Raw genomic sequence first — 13,271 nt, 5'->3', positions numbered from 1 at the left:
TGACGGCAACGAGAGACATCATGCCGACCAGTCGGTATGTCGTCCAGTGGGAGGGCCGGTGAAAGCGGGCCGATGGGGGTCCCCATCGGCCCGCACGCCTCAGGCGTGGCAGAGGATCGGCGTCCCGCCGTTCATCACCGTCATGTCCTGCAGCACCGCCAGGATGTCCAGCGGGGCTCCCTCCGGCTCGCCCGCGAGCTCCGCGTACGCCCGGTGCAGGTTCGCGACCAGCCGTTCGCTCTCCCGCCAGACGGCGAACTCGCCCAGGTCGGCCTGGCGTGCCACCTCCAGCGGGGTCAGCCCCTTCGCCCGGCCGTCGCGGGCGAGTTCCTGCACATACCGCAGGTAGCGCTCGGTGGACTCGTAGGCCGACGCGTCCGTCAGGGGCCCGTGTCCGGGTACGACGGTCTCCGCGCCCAGCGAACGCAGCAGCTCCAGCGCCCGCAGCGAGCCCGCGAGGGAGCCCATGGCGAGGAACGGCGTGCCCTCGGCGAAGACGAGGTCGCCGGTGAAGACGACCCGCTGCCGGGGCAGCCAGACGATGGAGTCCCCGGTGGTGTGCGCCACGCCCGGGTGGATCACCTGGACCTCCGTCGCGCCGAGGTGCAGGGTCATCCGCTCGCTGTACGTGAGGTCCGGGGCGGTGATCTCTATGGCCCCGAAGTCGGTGGCGGGCCAGATCAGTTCGAGCTGGTGCCCGGCGGCGAGCTGCTCGGCGCGCGAGCGGTCGTGCCCGAGGACGAGCGCCTCGGGGGCGAAGACGCCGTTGCCGTAGGTGTGGTCGCCGTGATGGTGGGTGTTCACCACGGTGCGCGGCAGCGGCACCCCGGCACCGAGGACCGCGGCGCGCAGCGCGAGGGCGCGCCGCTCGGTGGCGGCGGTGTCGATGAGCAGCGTCCGGCCGCCGTCGCTCACGAAGCCGGCGTTGTTGAGGCACCAGCCGCCGTCCGGCTGGACGTAGGCGTACACCCCGTCCGCGGGCTGGACGAGGTACGGCTCTTCGACGGTCATCTGCGCTCTCCCCGGGTCGCTTTGCGGACGCTCGGCATCCTGCCAGTTGCGGGGGGCGCGGGGGAGTGGGGGTGGCGGGCGGTGGGGTGCGGGTTCGCGGGCGTCGGCGGGGCGGTGGTTGTTCGGCGCGGGCGGTGATGTCGGGGGGCTCCGGCGGGGGCGACTGGGGGGTGGAGGGCGGTGGGGTGCGGGTTCGCGGGCGTCGGCGGGGCGGTGGCGTGCTGTGCTGGTCGGCGGTGATGGTGGTGGTTCGGGCGGGCCGGTACCGGTGGAGAGTGCGGGGAATGCCCCGAAGGCAGGCCTGCAGCCGCGGGTGCCCGCCGGGCCTGGTGCCGGACGCGGCCTGCGGCCCGTCGTCCCCCCAGGTCAAGACGCCCCCACCGTCGTCCCGTCACATGGACCTGCCCTGCCGGTTGCTTCCCCCGGCCGACCGCTGTCGTGACCGACGCCGACGTCGATCTGGTGGGCTTTCCGGCCGGTGGGGCCTCCTGGCCGTGGTGAGCGGTGTCGTGGTCGGCGTACAGGTCTGTTGCCGGGCGGTTGGTTTGTCCGGTCTGTTGTGACGGATGGTGATGTCGACCGGGCAGGTCTTCCCGGCCGGTGGGACCTCCTGGCCGTCGTGACCGGTGCCCCAAACAGCGTGTGGGCCCGGGACGGGCGGTCGGAAGGCGCGGAGGGCGGGCCGCTGGGCCTGCTTTGACCGGATCCCGTGCGGATTTCGAGCTTCCGGCTGGGCGGCTTCCACCCGCCCTCCCGTTGGGCTTCGCGCTCCCGTGCAGGCGGCTCCTGCCCGTGGGCCGCCGGCCCGCCAGGCGGCCGGCTCGGCGGCCCCCGACCGGCTTCCGGACGGCGGGTCAGAGGATGACCGCCACCGCGCACAGCGCCAGGGCCACCGTGCAGGCCACCGCCGCGGCGGCGGAGCGGGGGGCCAGGGCCGGGGGGCGGGGCGCGGCCAGTTGGCGTAGCCGGCGGTGCGCCACCCAGAGGAAGGCCAGCCAGACCAGCGCGATCACCGCCGCCCCGACCACCTCCACCGAGGAGCCGGAGCCGCGCGCCGCCTGGCGCAGCGCCAGCACCGCCGCCACCGAGCACGCCAGCGTCGTACGCCGCCACGCGAGCCGGGTCCGCTCCGGCTGGAGCCCCGCGTCGCGCTCGGCGCGAGGGGAGCCGGTCACCGCCCGCGGGTCCAGCCGAACAGCACGACCACCACCATCGCCGCGGCGACCAGCCCGACCCCGAGGCTCAGCACCACCGGGAACCGGGACAGCGGCAGATCGGCCCCCTGCCGCATCGCCCGCTCGCACCGCACCCAGTGGTTGACCGCCCGCAGCGCACACGCCGCGCCCACCGCGAGCAGCGCGAAGGCCATCCCGATCCGCACCCCCCACCGCAGGTCCGGCAGGAACTGGTCCACCGCGAAACCGCCGCCCACCAGCGCGAGCGCGGTGCGGATCCAGGCCAGAAAGGTCCGCTCGTTGGCCAGCGAGAAGCGGTAGTCGGGGGTCTCGCCCTCGTCCCGCAGCCGCTGCGGTGCGAACCAGAGACGCACGTCCTTGACGAAGTCGATCACCCGGCCAATCTACGGCGGAACTCCCGCAGCCGCCGCCAGGCCTCCAGCCCGTCCGGCACCCACCGCCACTCCCCGCCCGCGACCCGGGCCTCCAGCTCGTCCTGCGCCAGCCACGCGTGCCAGGCCACCTCGGACTCCTGCGGCCGCACCGGCAGCGCGCAGCGCACCTCGTGCACGTAGGACCACCACGCCCCGCCGGGGCCCTCGTACAGGAACTTGAACAGCGGCTCCGGCTGCTCCAGCCCGGTCACCCCCAGCTCCTCGCCGGCCTCGCGCAGCGCCGCCTCGGCGTAGCCCTCGCCCGCGCCCAGCACCCCGCCGACGAACATGTCGTAGTACGAGGGGAAGACCAGCTTCGAGGCCGTCCGCCGGTGGACGAAGATCCGCCCTTGCACGTCCTTGACCTGCACGAACACACACCGGTGGATGAGCCCGCGCGCGTACACCTCGCCGCGCGGGGCCTGCCCCGTCACCCGGTCCTCGCGGTCCACCACGTCCAGTACTTCATCCGCAGCACTCACACGGCTCATCCAACCACCGCTGTTGACGGGTTACCGCTCCGTAGCAAAGGATCTGCCCCACCACCGACCCGAGGACGGGGCAGCGCATGACGTACGACGCAGACGTGATCGTGATCGGTGCGGGGCTGGCCGGCCTCGTCGCCACCGCCGAGCTCGTGGACCGCGGCCGCAAGGTCATCCTGCTCGACCAGGAGCCCGAGCAGTCGATCGGCGGGCAGGCGCACTGGTCCTTCGGCGGTCTGTTCTTCGTCGACTCGCCCGAACAGCGCCGAATGCGGATCAAGGACAGCCGCGAGCTCGCCCTCCAGGACTGGCTCGGCACCGCCGGCTTCGACCGCGAGGAGGACGCCTGGCCGCGCCGCTGGGCCGAGGCGTACGTGGACTTCGCGGCCGGCGAGAAGCGGCCCTGGCTGTACGCCCGGGGCGTCCGCTTCTTCCCGGTGGTCGGCTGGGCCGAGCGCGGCGGCTACGACGCGAACGGCCACGGGAACTCCGTCCCCCGCTTCCACATCACCTGGGGGACCGGCCCCGGCCTGGTAGAACCCTTCGAGCGGCGGGTGCGCGCCGGCGTGGCCCGCGGCCTGGCCGGCCTCAGGTTCCGCCACCGCGTCACCGGCCTCTCCCGCACCGCCGGAGCACTGGACACGGTGACGGGCGAGATCCTCGCACCGTCGGACGCCGTACGGGGGACCGCGAGCAGCCGGGAGGTCACCGGCGCCTTTACCCTGCGCGCCCAGGCGGTGATCGTGACGAGCGGGGGAATCGGCGGCAACCACGACCTCGTACGCGCGCAGTGGCCGGCCCGGCTCGGCACGCCGCCGCAGCGGATGCTGTCGGGGGTCCCGGCGCACGTGGACGGCCTGATGCTCGGCATCGCGGAGGAGGCGGGCGCCAGCCACATCAACAAGGACCGGATGTGGCACTACACCGAGGGCATCGAGAACTGGGACCCGATCTGGGCCCGGCACGGCATCCGCATCCTGCCCGGCCCGTCCTCGCTCTGGCTGGACGCCACCGGCAGGCGGCTGCCCGTACCGCTCTTCCCCGGCTTCGACACGCTCGGCACCCTCGACCACATCATGCAGACCGGCCACGACCACACCTGGTTCGTCCTCAACCAGCGGATCATCGGCAAGGAGTTCGGCCTCTCGGGCTCCGAGCAGAACCCGGACCTGACGGGCAAGTCGGTCCGCGGTGTCATCGACCGGGCGCGGCAGGCGGTCCCCGGACCGGTGAAGGCCTTCATGGAGCAGGGTGCGGACTTCGTCGTGGAGCGGGACCTCGCCGCGCTGGTGCGCGGGATGAACGCGGTCACGAAAGAGGACCTGCTGGACGAGGAGACCGTCCGCCGGGAGATCGTGGCCAGGGACCGGGAGATCGCCAACCCCTTCACCAAGGACCTCCAGGTCACGGCGATCCACGGCGCCCGCCGGTACCTGGGCGACAGGCTGATCCGCACCGCCGTCCCGCACCGGATCCTGGACCCGGGGGCGGGGCCGCTGGTCGCGGTCCGGCTCTCGATCCTGACCCGCAAGTCGCTGGGCGGCCTGGAGACCGACCTGTCCTCCCGGGTCCTGACGGCGGCCGGGGAACCGCTGCCGGGCCTGTACGCGGCGGGCGAGGCGGCCGGCTTCGGCGGCGGCGGGGTCCACGGCTACCGGGCGCTGGAGGGCACCTTCCTGGGCGGCTGCATCTTCTCGGCCCGTACGGCGGCCAGAGCGGCGGCCGGCGCGGTGGGGTGAGGGCCTCCGGTTGAGCGACCCTGGGCGGACGGGCTCCGTCTGAGGGGCTCCGGCGGCCTCGGGCGGGGCCGCCGGGCCGGAGACGGTGGCGGCTACGCCAGCGCGGTCACCACGCGGAACCGCTCCGCCACCACCAGCGTGTCGTCGTCCACCGTGTACTCCGCGTCGCCGAGCGCCGCCCGGACCGGCGGGCTGTGCCAGAACCGCTCGTGCGAGGCGCGCCATTCGGCCACCGAGGCGTACCCCTCGCCCTCGTCCAGCGCGTGCTGCAGATCCACCTCGGCCAGCCTCAGCACCCGTACGTCGGTGACCTCCACCACCGCCACGGCCCGCTCCTGCGAGTCCACCAGCACACTGCGCGCACCCGGCACCGGCAGCGGCTCGCCCTCGGCCTCGTACTGGGGCAACAGGCCCGTGGTCGCGGTCTTCGCACCGCTCAGCACCGCTGCCACCAGCATGTCGCGCAAGGGCCCGGGGAAGCCCAGGAGATAAGGGGGGAGGTCCTCGTACGTGGTCATCCCGCCACCCTACGGGCCCGCCTGCCGCGGCACCGAACCGGATGAACCGGACCAACTCACCTCACACCGCGACCAGTTGAAACCCGCCACGCAGTGGACTGGACCTTGACGCGGAGCTGTGCCTACCGCTTTGCTGTGCGTGATCATCCAAGTCGAACCGTCCGCCCGCGCCCGTGTTCTGGAGGGAATCCCGCGGATGTCCCCGCCTCCGCCGCCCCTCGGCCGCGCCCGCAAGCGGGACGCCCAGCTCTTCGACCCGGCCCTCTGCGACGTGGAACTCGTCGACGTACGCTCCCAGTTCACCCAGGGCCGGTGGGCCAGGGCCCGGTCCCTGCTCGTCGCCACCGGCGACGACTGGGACCGCCGCGGCCACCGCGTCACCGTCCTCGCCGAAACCCCGGCCGCCACCGCCTGGGCCCAAGAATGGCTGCTCGCCGAACCCGACAGCGCCGACGCCGCCACCCTCCTCGCCTGCGCGGCGGTCTTCACCGCCCTGCGCCGCAAGGGCACGCCCGAGGCGGCCGAGGAGGCCTGCCGCCGGGCCGCCGCCCTGCTCCCCGCCGACCCGACGCCCTGGCTGGGCCTGCTCATGCTCTCCCGCGCCTTCGGGACCGAGGAGGAGTTCAGCCGCCACTTCGACCAGGTCCGTGCCCGCCACCGCGAGCACCACCACGCCCACCACCTGATGGTCGCCAAGCTGGCCGAGCACACCCCCGCCGCCGGCCACGACCCGCTCCACGAGGTCTACGACTTCGCCGCCTGGGCCGCCGAGGAGTCCCCGGCCGACTCCCCCCTCGCCGTCCTCCCCGTGATCGCCCACGCCGAGCGCTACCGGGTCCTCGCCGCCGCCGAGGGCCGCCGCACCCCCGGCGGCGCGGCCGCCCACTGGTCCGGCCGCCGGGCCCGCCAGGTCCTGCGCTCCGCCTTCGACTGGTGGCTGGAGTGGGAGCGCGAGGACCACCCCCGCAACCGCGTGGACCTCAACTTCCTCGCCCACGCCAAGCTCTGCGAGGGCCGCCCCGCCGAGGCCGCCGCCCTCTTCCACCGCATCGGCCGCCATGCCACCCGCGCCCCCTGGTCCTACCCGGACCTCGACCCGCACAAGGCCTTCCTCGCGGCGCGCAACGCCGCGCTCGGCACCGCTTGACGCACGGCCCCGCACCGCACACCGCACGGCCCCGCACCGCTGACGCACCGCACCGCACGGCCCCGCACCCCGCTCGACCCACCGCTCGCAGACCCTCGCCGAAAGGACACCCCGCCATGCCGACGGGCAGATCCACCACGCTCACGGACCCGGCCGAGATCCGTACGTACAAGGGCCAGGACCGGGCCCTGCGCGCCGACCGCCTCGGCACCGCCGGCCTGCTGCTCTCCGTCCTCGCCGCCAGCGCTCCCCTGATGGTGGTCGCCGGCGTGATGCCCACCACCTTCGGTGTGATGGGCATCGTCGGCCAGCCCCTGCTCTTCGTCATCCTCGGCGCCGTGCTCGCGCTGTTCAGCATCGGATACGCCGAGATGAGCCGGCACGTCCACAACGCCGGCGCCTTCTATGCGTACATCGCCCGCGGCCTCGGCCCCACGGCGGGCGCCGGCGCCTCGTTCGTCGCCCTCGTCGCGTACAGCGCCATGCAGGCCGGCGTGTACGGCATCCTCGGCTTCGAGATCTCCGGCCTCTTCGCCACCTACCTGGACACCGACATCGCCTGGTGGATACCGGCCCTGATCGCGGTCGCCGTCACCGGCGCCCTCGGCTGGCTCAAGATCGACCTCAACGCCCGGGTCCTCGGCGTCCTGCTCCTCATCGAATGCGTGCTCGTCGTCGCCTTCGACGTCGCCGCCCTCGGCGACCCCGGCCCCCAGGGCCTGTCGCTGCACGCCTTCAACCCCGCCACCCTCGGCGGGGCCGGACTCGGCACGGCGCTCTGCTTCTGCATCGCCGCCTTCGTCGGCTTCGAGCAGTCCCCGGTCTACGCCGAGGAGACCAGCAAGCCGCACATCGTGGTCTCCCGCGTGATGTTCCTCGCCGTCGGCTTCGTGGCCCTCTTCTTCGCCCTCAGCGCCTGGGCCCTCACCGTGGCCACCGGCCCCTCCGAGATCGTCAAGACCTCCGCCGAAGCCGGCCCCGGGCTGCTCTTCCAGCTCACCGCAGGGCTCCTCGGCACCACCTTCACCGACGTCCTGCACGTCCTGTTCGTGACCGGCATGTTCGCGGCCATGCTCAGCTTCCACAACGTCGTGGCCCGCTACGCCTTCGCCATGGGCCGCGAGGGCCTGCTCCCGGCCTCCTTCGGCCGCACCAGCGCGGGCACCGGCGCCCCCGCCACCGGCTCCCTCCTCCAGACCGTCATCGCCACCCTCGTCGTCCTCGCCTTCGCCCTCACCGACAGCCACCCGGCCGGCGACCCCACCGCGCCCGTCCTGCACCTGTTCACCTGGATGGGCAGCGTCGGCGCCCTCGGTGTGACGCTCCTCATGGCCGCCGCCTCCTTCGCGGTGATCGCCTTCTTCGTGCGCCGCGGCACGGCCGGCGCCCAGGTCTGGCGGCTCCTCGCCGCCGGGGCCGCCGGCGTGGCCCTGCTCGCCATCGCCGTCTACACGGTCAAGGACTTCGGCGTCCTGGTCGGCGCCGAGAAGGGATCCGCCCTCAGCTGGGTCCTCCCCGGGGTCATCGGGGCCGCCGCCGCCGCCGGTCTGCTCTACGGGACCCTGCTGCGCCGCAGCCGTCCCGAGGTGCACGCCCGCATCGGCCTGGGGAACGAGGCCTTCCGGCTCGATCAGGCGGCGGGTACCGGCCCGCGCGACTGAGCGATACCCCTCGCTTTCGTGCCCGTACGAGGCCCCCGGCGCCCGTTTCCAAGGTCGCCGGGGGCCTCTGTGCGTAGAGACCGGGTTTGGGCCGGTGGCGGAGCTCGTGGTCTCCTGTGTCGACAAAACCACCGGCTGCCCCGCACAGGTGACACCACCCAGCTCCCCTGCGCGGCGGCCCGGACCTGCCTGTCCCACCCACGAAGGCGAAGTCCTACATGAGTGACCGCACCTTGACCGAGGCCACCGCCCCGGCGTCCTCCCCGCATGTCGACGCCGGCGACGAGGGCTACAGCAAGGACCTCAAGTCCCGCCACATCAACATGATCGCGATCGGCGGAGCGATAGGCACCGGCCTGTTCCTCGGCGCGGGCGGACGGCTCGCCAACGCGGGCCCCTCCCTCGCGATCGCCTACGCGGTGTGCGGTGTCTTCGCCTTCTTCGTCGTCCGAGCCCTGGGCGAGCTCGTGCTCTACCGTCCGTCCTCCGGCGCGTTCGTCTCGTACGCGCGCGAGTTCATGGGGGAGAAGGGCGCCTACACGGCCGGCTGGCTGTACTTCCTGAACTGGTCGACCACCACCGTGGCCGACATCACGGCCGCCGCGACCTACGCGCACTTCTGGTCGATGTTCACCAGCATCCCGCAGTGGGTCCTGGCCCTCATCGCCCTCGCCGTCGTCCTCACCGCGAACCTGATCTCGGTGAAGTACTTCGGCGAGATGGAGTTCTGGTTCTCCCTCGTCAAGGTCGCCGCCCTGGCGGTCTTCCTCGTCGTGGCCATCTACCTCGTCGCCACCAGCCACGACATCGGCGGCCACACCCCGGGCCTGTCCACCATCACCGACAACGGCGGCATCTTCCCGTCCGGCGTCCTGCCGATGCTCCTGGTGGTCCAGGGCGTCGTCTTCGCCTACGCCTCCGTCGAGCTGTGCGGCGTCGCCGCGGGCGAGACCGAGAACCCCGAGAAGATCATGCCGAAGGCGATCAACTCGATCATGTGGCGCGTCGGCCTCTTCTACGTCGGCTCCGTCGTCCTCCTCGCGATGCTCCTGCCGTACACCGCCTACTCCGGCGACCAGAGCCCCTTCGTCACCGTCTTCGACAAGCTCGGCGTCCCCGGCACCGCCGGCATCATGAACCTGGTCGTCCTGACCGCGGCCCTCTCCAGCCTGAACTCCGGGCTCTACTCCACCGGCCGCATCCTGCGCTCCATGGCGATGTCCGGCTCCGCGCCGAAGTTCACCGCCCGCATGAACAAGGGCAAGGTCCCCTACGGCGGCGTCCTGTTCACCGCCGCCTTCGGCCTCGCCGGCGTCGTCCTGAACGCCCGCATGCCGAAGGACGCCTTCGAGCTCGTCCTGAACTTCGCCTCGCTGGGCATCCTCGGCACCTGGGCGATGGTCATGATCTGTTCGCTGTTCTTCTGGCGCCGAGCCCAGCAGGGCCTCGTGGAGCGCCCCGCGTACCGGCTGCCCTGGGCCCCGTACACCCAGATCATCACGCTGGTGTTCCTGCTCACCGTGCTGGTCCTGATGTGGTGCGACGGCGGCGTCGGCCGCACCACCGTGCTGTGCGTCCCGGCCATCGCCGCCGTACTGGTCGGCGGCTGGTTCCTGGTCCGCCGCCGGGTGGCGGAGATCGCCGCCCGCGGCTGACCCCCGCGGACTTGCGAAAGGACCCCGCCTCGGCGGGGTCCTTTTCGTCGTCTTGGCCGTTCCGGGTCCGCGGCGCGGATCAGGCCTTCTTCACCACGCCGGACGTGAGCTGCACCGCCCCGAAGCCCTCGGTCCGGCAGTCGATGTCGTGGCCGTCGACCCCGTCGACGAGCCGGATGCCGGAAGACCCTTGGAAAGGCAGGGGTCTTCCGGGCTCCGTGCCGGCCGGCATCCTCAGGAGCCCACGGACAGCCCCTGCGGGAGCTCGCCGGCGGCCGGCGTCCCCTCGTCCTCAAGTACGTCCTCGCCGTACAGGCTGTGCAGCCAGCTGGGCTGGTAGACGGTGTTCAGGTAGCGCTCGCCCAGATCGGGGGCCAGCGCCACGGCGGTGAGGTCGCGGGCGTCGTGCTCGGCGAGCCACCTCGTGGCGCCGCTGACCACCGTGCCGGTGGAACCGCCGAAGAGGAAGCCCTTGCGGGCCATGCGGTGACAGGCCCGGATGGTGTCCGCCTCCTCCACCCTGACCACCTCGTCCACGAAGGACTCGTCCAGCAGCGGGGGACGGATGCTCATGCCCAGCCCCGGGATCATCCGCCGGCCCGGCCGGCCGCCGAAGGACACCGACCCCACGGCGTCCAGGGCGACGATGCGCACCGGTCGGTGCCACTCGCGGAAGAACCGGGCGCAGCCCATGAGGGTGCCGGTGGTGCCGGCCCCCACGAACAGGACGTCCAGCGCCGGGAACCGGCGCGCCACCGCCGGCGCGGTGCGCCGGTAGTGGGCCCGCCAGTTGCCCGGGTTGGTGTACTGGCTCAGCCACACGTACCGCTCGTCGGAGGCGCACAGCGCCCGGACGTAGTCCAACCGGGCGCCGAGCGGCCCCTGGGGATGGCCCTCCTGGGAGATGGCGCGGACCTCACTGCCCAGCGCCTCCATCATCAGCCGGGTGGGCAGGTTGCAGCGTGAGTCGGTCACACAGAGGAACCGGTAGCCCTTGCTCGCCGCGATCATGCCGAGAGCGACTCCGAGGTTCCCCGACGAGGACTCGACGATGATCGAGTCCTCGGTCAGGAGGCCCTCCTGCTCAGCGGATTGCACCATCTCGACGGCGGCCTTCAGCTTGATCGAGCCGGCGAAGTTGAATCCCTCGCACTTCAGGAAGAGCGGCTGCCCGAACATCGGCCGAAGGTCGACGTAGAGCTGCTCCTCGTGGAAGTCGTAGGGAGTGGATATGACGGGCACGGTTGCCCTCCTCATCCTCGGCAGGGTCCCCGTCTCCTGAGCTCAGCTCCTGAGCAGGGGACCCTGTGTCAGCGGACGTGCGGTCCTGTGCGTACCGACTGCGTCCCGTTGCGGTTCATCCGTACCGGCGCAGGCCGTGGAAGAAGTCCTTGCTGAAGTGCAGTTCTCCTGAGCGTTCCAGTTCGTCGTAGACGAACTTGCCGACTGCGAGGTCGAGCACCCCGAGACCGAAGGGGGAGAAGATGACCGGCCGGTCGTGGGGAACCACCACGTGCCCGGCCATCACATCGGTCAGCGTGCCGTGCAGGAACTCGCGGCTTCCGGTGAGCTGCTCGGCCAGATGGGGTGAGGTGTCCGCCTTCAGACAGTGCTCGACGTCGTCGACGATGTTGGTCGAGCCGAGCAGGATCTCCGGTGCGAGGTCGCGCAGCGACACGTGGAGCACCACGGGGTTGTGCGAGAACCACGACGGATCGTGGACGTGCGGAGTGCCGGCGACCGTGGCGAAGACCACCACGTCGCTGTAGCGGATCAGGTCCTCGGGGCTGTCGTGCACCGTGATCCGCCCGGGCGTCTGCGACTGCTCCAGGTAGCAGCGGAACCCGGCGGAGCTGTCCGGCGACAGGTCGTGGATCCCGATCTCGTCGAAGGACCAGCCGGTGGCCGTCAGGAAGGTGTGGATGTAGCGGGCGATGAGGCCGGCGCCGAAGAAGCCGACCCGGGTGGGGCGGGACCGACCCCGGCAGAGCATGTCGGTGGCCAGCGCCGCCGAGGCGGCGGTCCGGGTGGCGCTGATGAGGGAGGCCTCCATGCAGGCGAACGGGTAGCCGGTGGTGTGGTCGTTGAGGATCAGCACCGCCGAGGCGCGGGGAATGCCGGCCGTCACGTTCTCCGGAAAGCTGGAGATCCACTTCAGCCCGTCCACCTGCACGGGTCCTCCCAAGGAGGCGGGCAGGGCGATGATGCGGGAGGAGGGGCGGTCGGGGAACCGCAGGAAGTACGAGGAAGGGTTCACCGACTGGCCGGCGCTGTGCAGCAGGTAGGTCGCCTCGACGAGCTCCACGAGCTGCTTCTCGCGGCCCTGGAGCACCTGCTCCACCTGGATCCCGGGGACCACGGCGAAGGGCGGCACACGCAGGCTGACCTCGGCCGGTGTCGGCGAAGCGGAGGGGGATGACGTACCGGTCATCGTGCGGACACCTCCACGGTGGGGGAGCAGTCGGCCAGGTGTACCGGGTCGGCCAGGCCGACGAGCACCTCGCGCGGACCGTCGTAGGGCTCCCTGCTGTGCGCCGTGCGGATGTTGTCCACCAGCAGCAGGTCGCCGGAGTGCCACGGCTCACGCACCGTGGACTGTTCGTAGATCTTGTTCAGGAGTTGCACCACGTCCTCGCCGATCGGGTCGCCGTTTCCGTAGCGCGTGTTGAACGGCAGGCCGTCGGGGCCGTAGACGTCCACCAGGTAATCGCGCACTTCCGGGGCGAGCGTCCACTCGTTGAGGAAGGCGATCTGGTTGAACCAGCAGCGCCGGCCGCTGACCGGGTGGCGTACCACGGCGCTGCGCCGCTGCCGGGTCCGCAGTCCGCCGTCGGGCTGCCAGGCGAACTCGATGGCGTTGGCCCGGCAGTACGCTTCCACGGCGGCCCGGTCGTCGGTGCCGAAGGACTCGGCCACCGAGGCCCCGATCTCGTCGTTGTAGCTGCGGGTGAGCAGCCAGCCCTGCCGCTCGAACCGCTCGGTCAACTCGGCCGGCAGGGCGTCGAGCACGGTCGGACCGTCAGCCACCGCGGTGGCGCCGCCGGTGGCGGGCGCCGTCGGGCAGGCGAAGAGCATCAGGCCCGGGAACTCCACCCGGTAGCTGAGCTCGTGATGCATGCACATCGGCTGGTTCGGCGGCCACTGCGTGGCGGAGTACACGCCGCTGCCGTGGTCCTCGCGGGGCGCGAACGCCTCACGTTCGACCATCAGCCCCGCGGTCAGTCCGCGGAACACCGCGCCGATCACGGCCGGTTCGCGCAGCGCGAGGCCGCGGACCAGCAGTGCGCCGTGTTCGGTGACGGCGGCGCGCAACGCGTCCCGGTGCCGGGTCGCCCACTGCGGGGCCTCGTCGTCGGTCTCGACCTGCAACACCGGTGGTCGGCCGGGTCGCAGCTCCGGATCGGGAAGTGACGTCGGGGATGAGGACGCCATCTGGCTCTCCTTTC

Annotated in this window: 12 protein-coding genes and 1 pseudogene; 4 read left to right on the top strand and 9 right to left on the bottom strand. The window is 72.2% G+C overall.

Annotation, left to right across the window (positions count from 1 at the left end):
• Positions 1-99 precede the first annotated feature (99 nt).
• The 4 genes from ABZ128_RS19270 to ABZ128_RS19255 form a co-directional block, all read right to left on the bottom strand.
• Complete coding sequence (locus tag ABZ128_RS19270; RefSeq protein WP_356849725.1) at positions 100-1,011, bottom strand: MBL fold metallo-hydrolase; 912 nt, start codon at positions 1,009-1,011, stop codon at positions 100-102.
• 854 nt (positions 1,012-1,865) lie between these two features.
• Positions 1,866-2,186 (bottom strand): DUF202 domain-containing protein, encoded by a 321-nt coding sequence (locus tag ABZ128_RS19265; protein ID WP_356849724.1) that lies wholly within the window; start codon positions 2,184-2,186, stop codon positions 1,866-1,868.
• Positions 2,183-2,581, bottom strand: a complete 399-nt coding sequence (locus tag ABZ128_RS19260) for a DUF202 domain-containing protein (protein ID WP_356849722.1) — start codon at positions 2,579-2,581, stop codon at positions 2,183-2,185. The genes ABZ128_RS19265 and ABZ128_RS19260 overlap by 4 nt, the downstream gene beginning before the upstream one ends.
• Positions 2,578-3,102: an NUDIX domain-containing protein gene (locus ABZ128_RS19255; protein ID WP_356849721.1), complete on the bottom strand. Its 525-nt coding sequence runs from the start codon at positions 3,100-3,102 to the stop codon at positions 2,578-2,580. Before ABZ128_RS19255 ends, ABZ128_RS19260 begins: the two co-directional genes overlap by 4 nt.
• A gap of 86 nt (positions 3,103-3,188) precedes the next feature.
• On the opposite strand from ABZ128_RS19255, the gene ABZ128_RS19250 reads away from it, so the two are divergent.
• The gene (locus ABZ128_RS19250) at positions 3,189-4,844 is read left to right on the top strand and encodes an FAD-binding dehydrogenase (protein WP_356849719.1); all 1,656 of its coding nucleotides are present in this window, start codon (positions 3,189-3,191) and stop codon (positions 4,842-4,844) included.
• 92 nt (positions 4,845-4,936) lie between these two features.
• Here the strand turns inward: ABZ128_RS19250 and ABZ128_RS19245 are convergent, their stop codons facing one another.
• A complete protein-coding gene (locus ABZ128_RS19245) occupies positions 4,937-5,362 on the bottom strand; it encodes an ASCH domain-containing protein (protein ID WP_356849718.1) in 426 nt (141 codons plus the stop codon).
• A gap of 196 nt (positions 5,363-5,558) precedes the next feature.
• On the opposite strand from ABZ128_RS19245, the gene ABZ128_RS19240 reads away from it, so the two are divergent.
• From ABZ128_RS19240 to ABZ128_RS19230, 3 genes are all read left to right on the top strand, one after another.
• Positions 5,559-6,509 carry a hypothetical protein gene (locus ABZ128_RS19240; protein ID WP_356849716.1) on the top strand — a complete coding sequence of 317 codons (951 nt, stop codon included), beginning with the start codon at positions 5,559-5,561 and terminating at the stop codon, positions 6,507-6,509.
• Positions 6,510-6,625: 116 nt separating this feature from the next.
• On the top strand, positions 6,626-8,170 hold the full coding sequence (locus ABZ128_RS19235; RefSeq protein WP_356849715.1) for an APC family permease: 1,545 nt from the start codon (positions 6,626-6,628) through the stop codon (positions 8,168-8,170).
• 218 nt (positions 8,171-8,388) lie between these two features.
• Positions 8,389-9,825: an amino acid permease gene (locus tag ABZ128_RS19230; protein WP_356849714.1), complete on the top strand. Its 1,437-nt coding sequence runs from the start codon at positions 8,389-8,391 to the stop codon at positions 9,823-9,825.
• A 79-nt stretch (positions 9,826-9,904) separates the two neighbouring features.
• Here the strand turns inward: ABZ128_RS19230 and ABZ128_RS19225 are convergent.
• From ABZ128_RS19225 to ABZ128_RS19210, 4 genes and pseudogenes are all read right to left on the bottom strand, one after another.
• Positions 9,905-10,003: pseudogene (locus ABZ128_RS19225) on the bottom strand (PhnA domain-containing protein); the annotation flags it as partial.
• 56 nt (positions 10,004-10,059) lie between these two features.
• Complete coding sequence (gene sbnA, locus ABZ128_RS19220; RefSeq protein WP_356849713.1) at positions 10,060-11,067, bottom strand: 2,3-diaminopropionate biosynthesis protein SbnA; 1,008 nt, start codon at positions 11,065-11,067, stop codon at positions 10,060-10,062.
• 115 nt (positions 11,068-11,182) lie between these two features.
• Complete coding sequence (gene sbnB, locus ABZ128_RS19215) at positions 11,183-12,256, bottom strand: 2,3-diaminopropionate biosynthesis protein SbnB (protein ID WP_356849711.1); 1,074 nt, start codon at positions 12,254-12,256, stop codon at positions 11,183-11,185.
• Positions 12,253-13,257 carry a TauD/TfdA family dioxygenase gene (locus ABZ128_RS19210; protein WP_356849709.1) on the bottom strand — a complete coding sequence of 335 codons (1,005 nt, stop codon included), beginning with the start codon at positions 13,255-13,257 and terminating at the stop codon, positions 12,253-12,255. Before ABZ128_RS19210 ends, sbnB begins: the two co-directional genes overlap by 4 nt.
• Positions 13,258-13,271 lie beyond the last annotated feature (14 nt).

The organism is Streptomyces sp. NPDC006326 (genome assembly GCF_040612915.1).
GTDB lineage: Bacteria > Actinomycetota > Actinomycetes > Streptomycetales > Streptomycetaceae > Streptomyces.
This window is presented reverse-complemented; position numbering and strand designations above follow the sequence as displayed.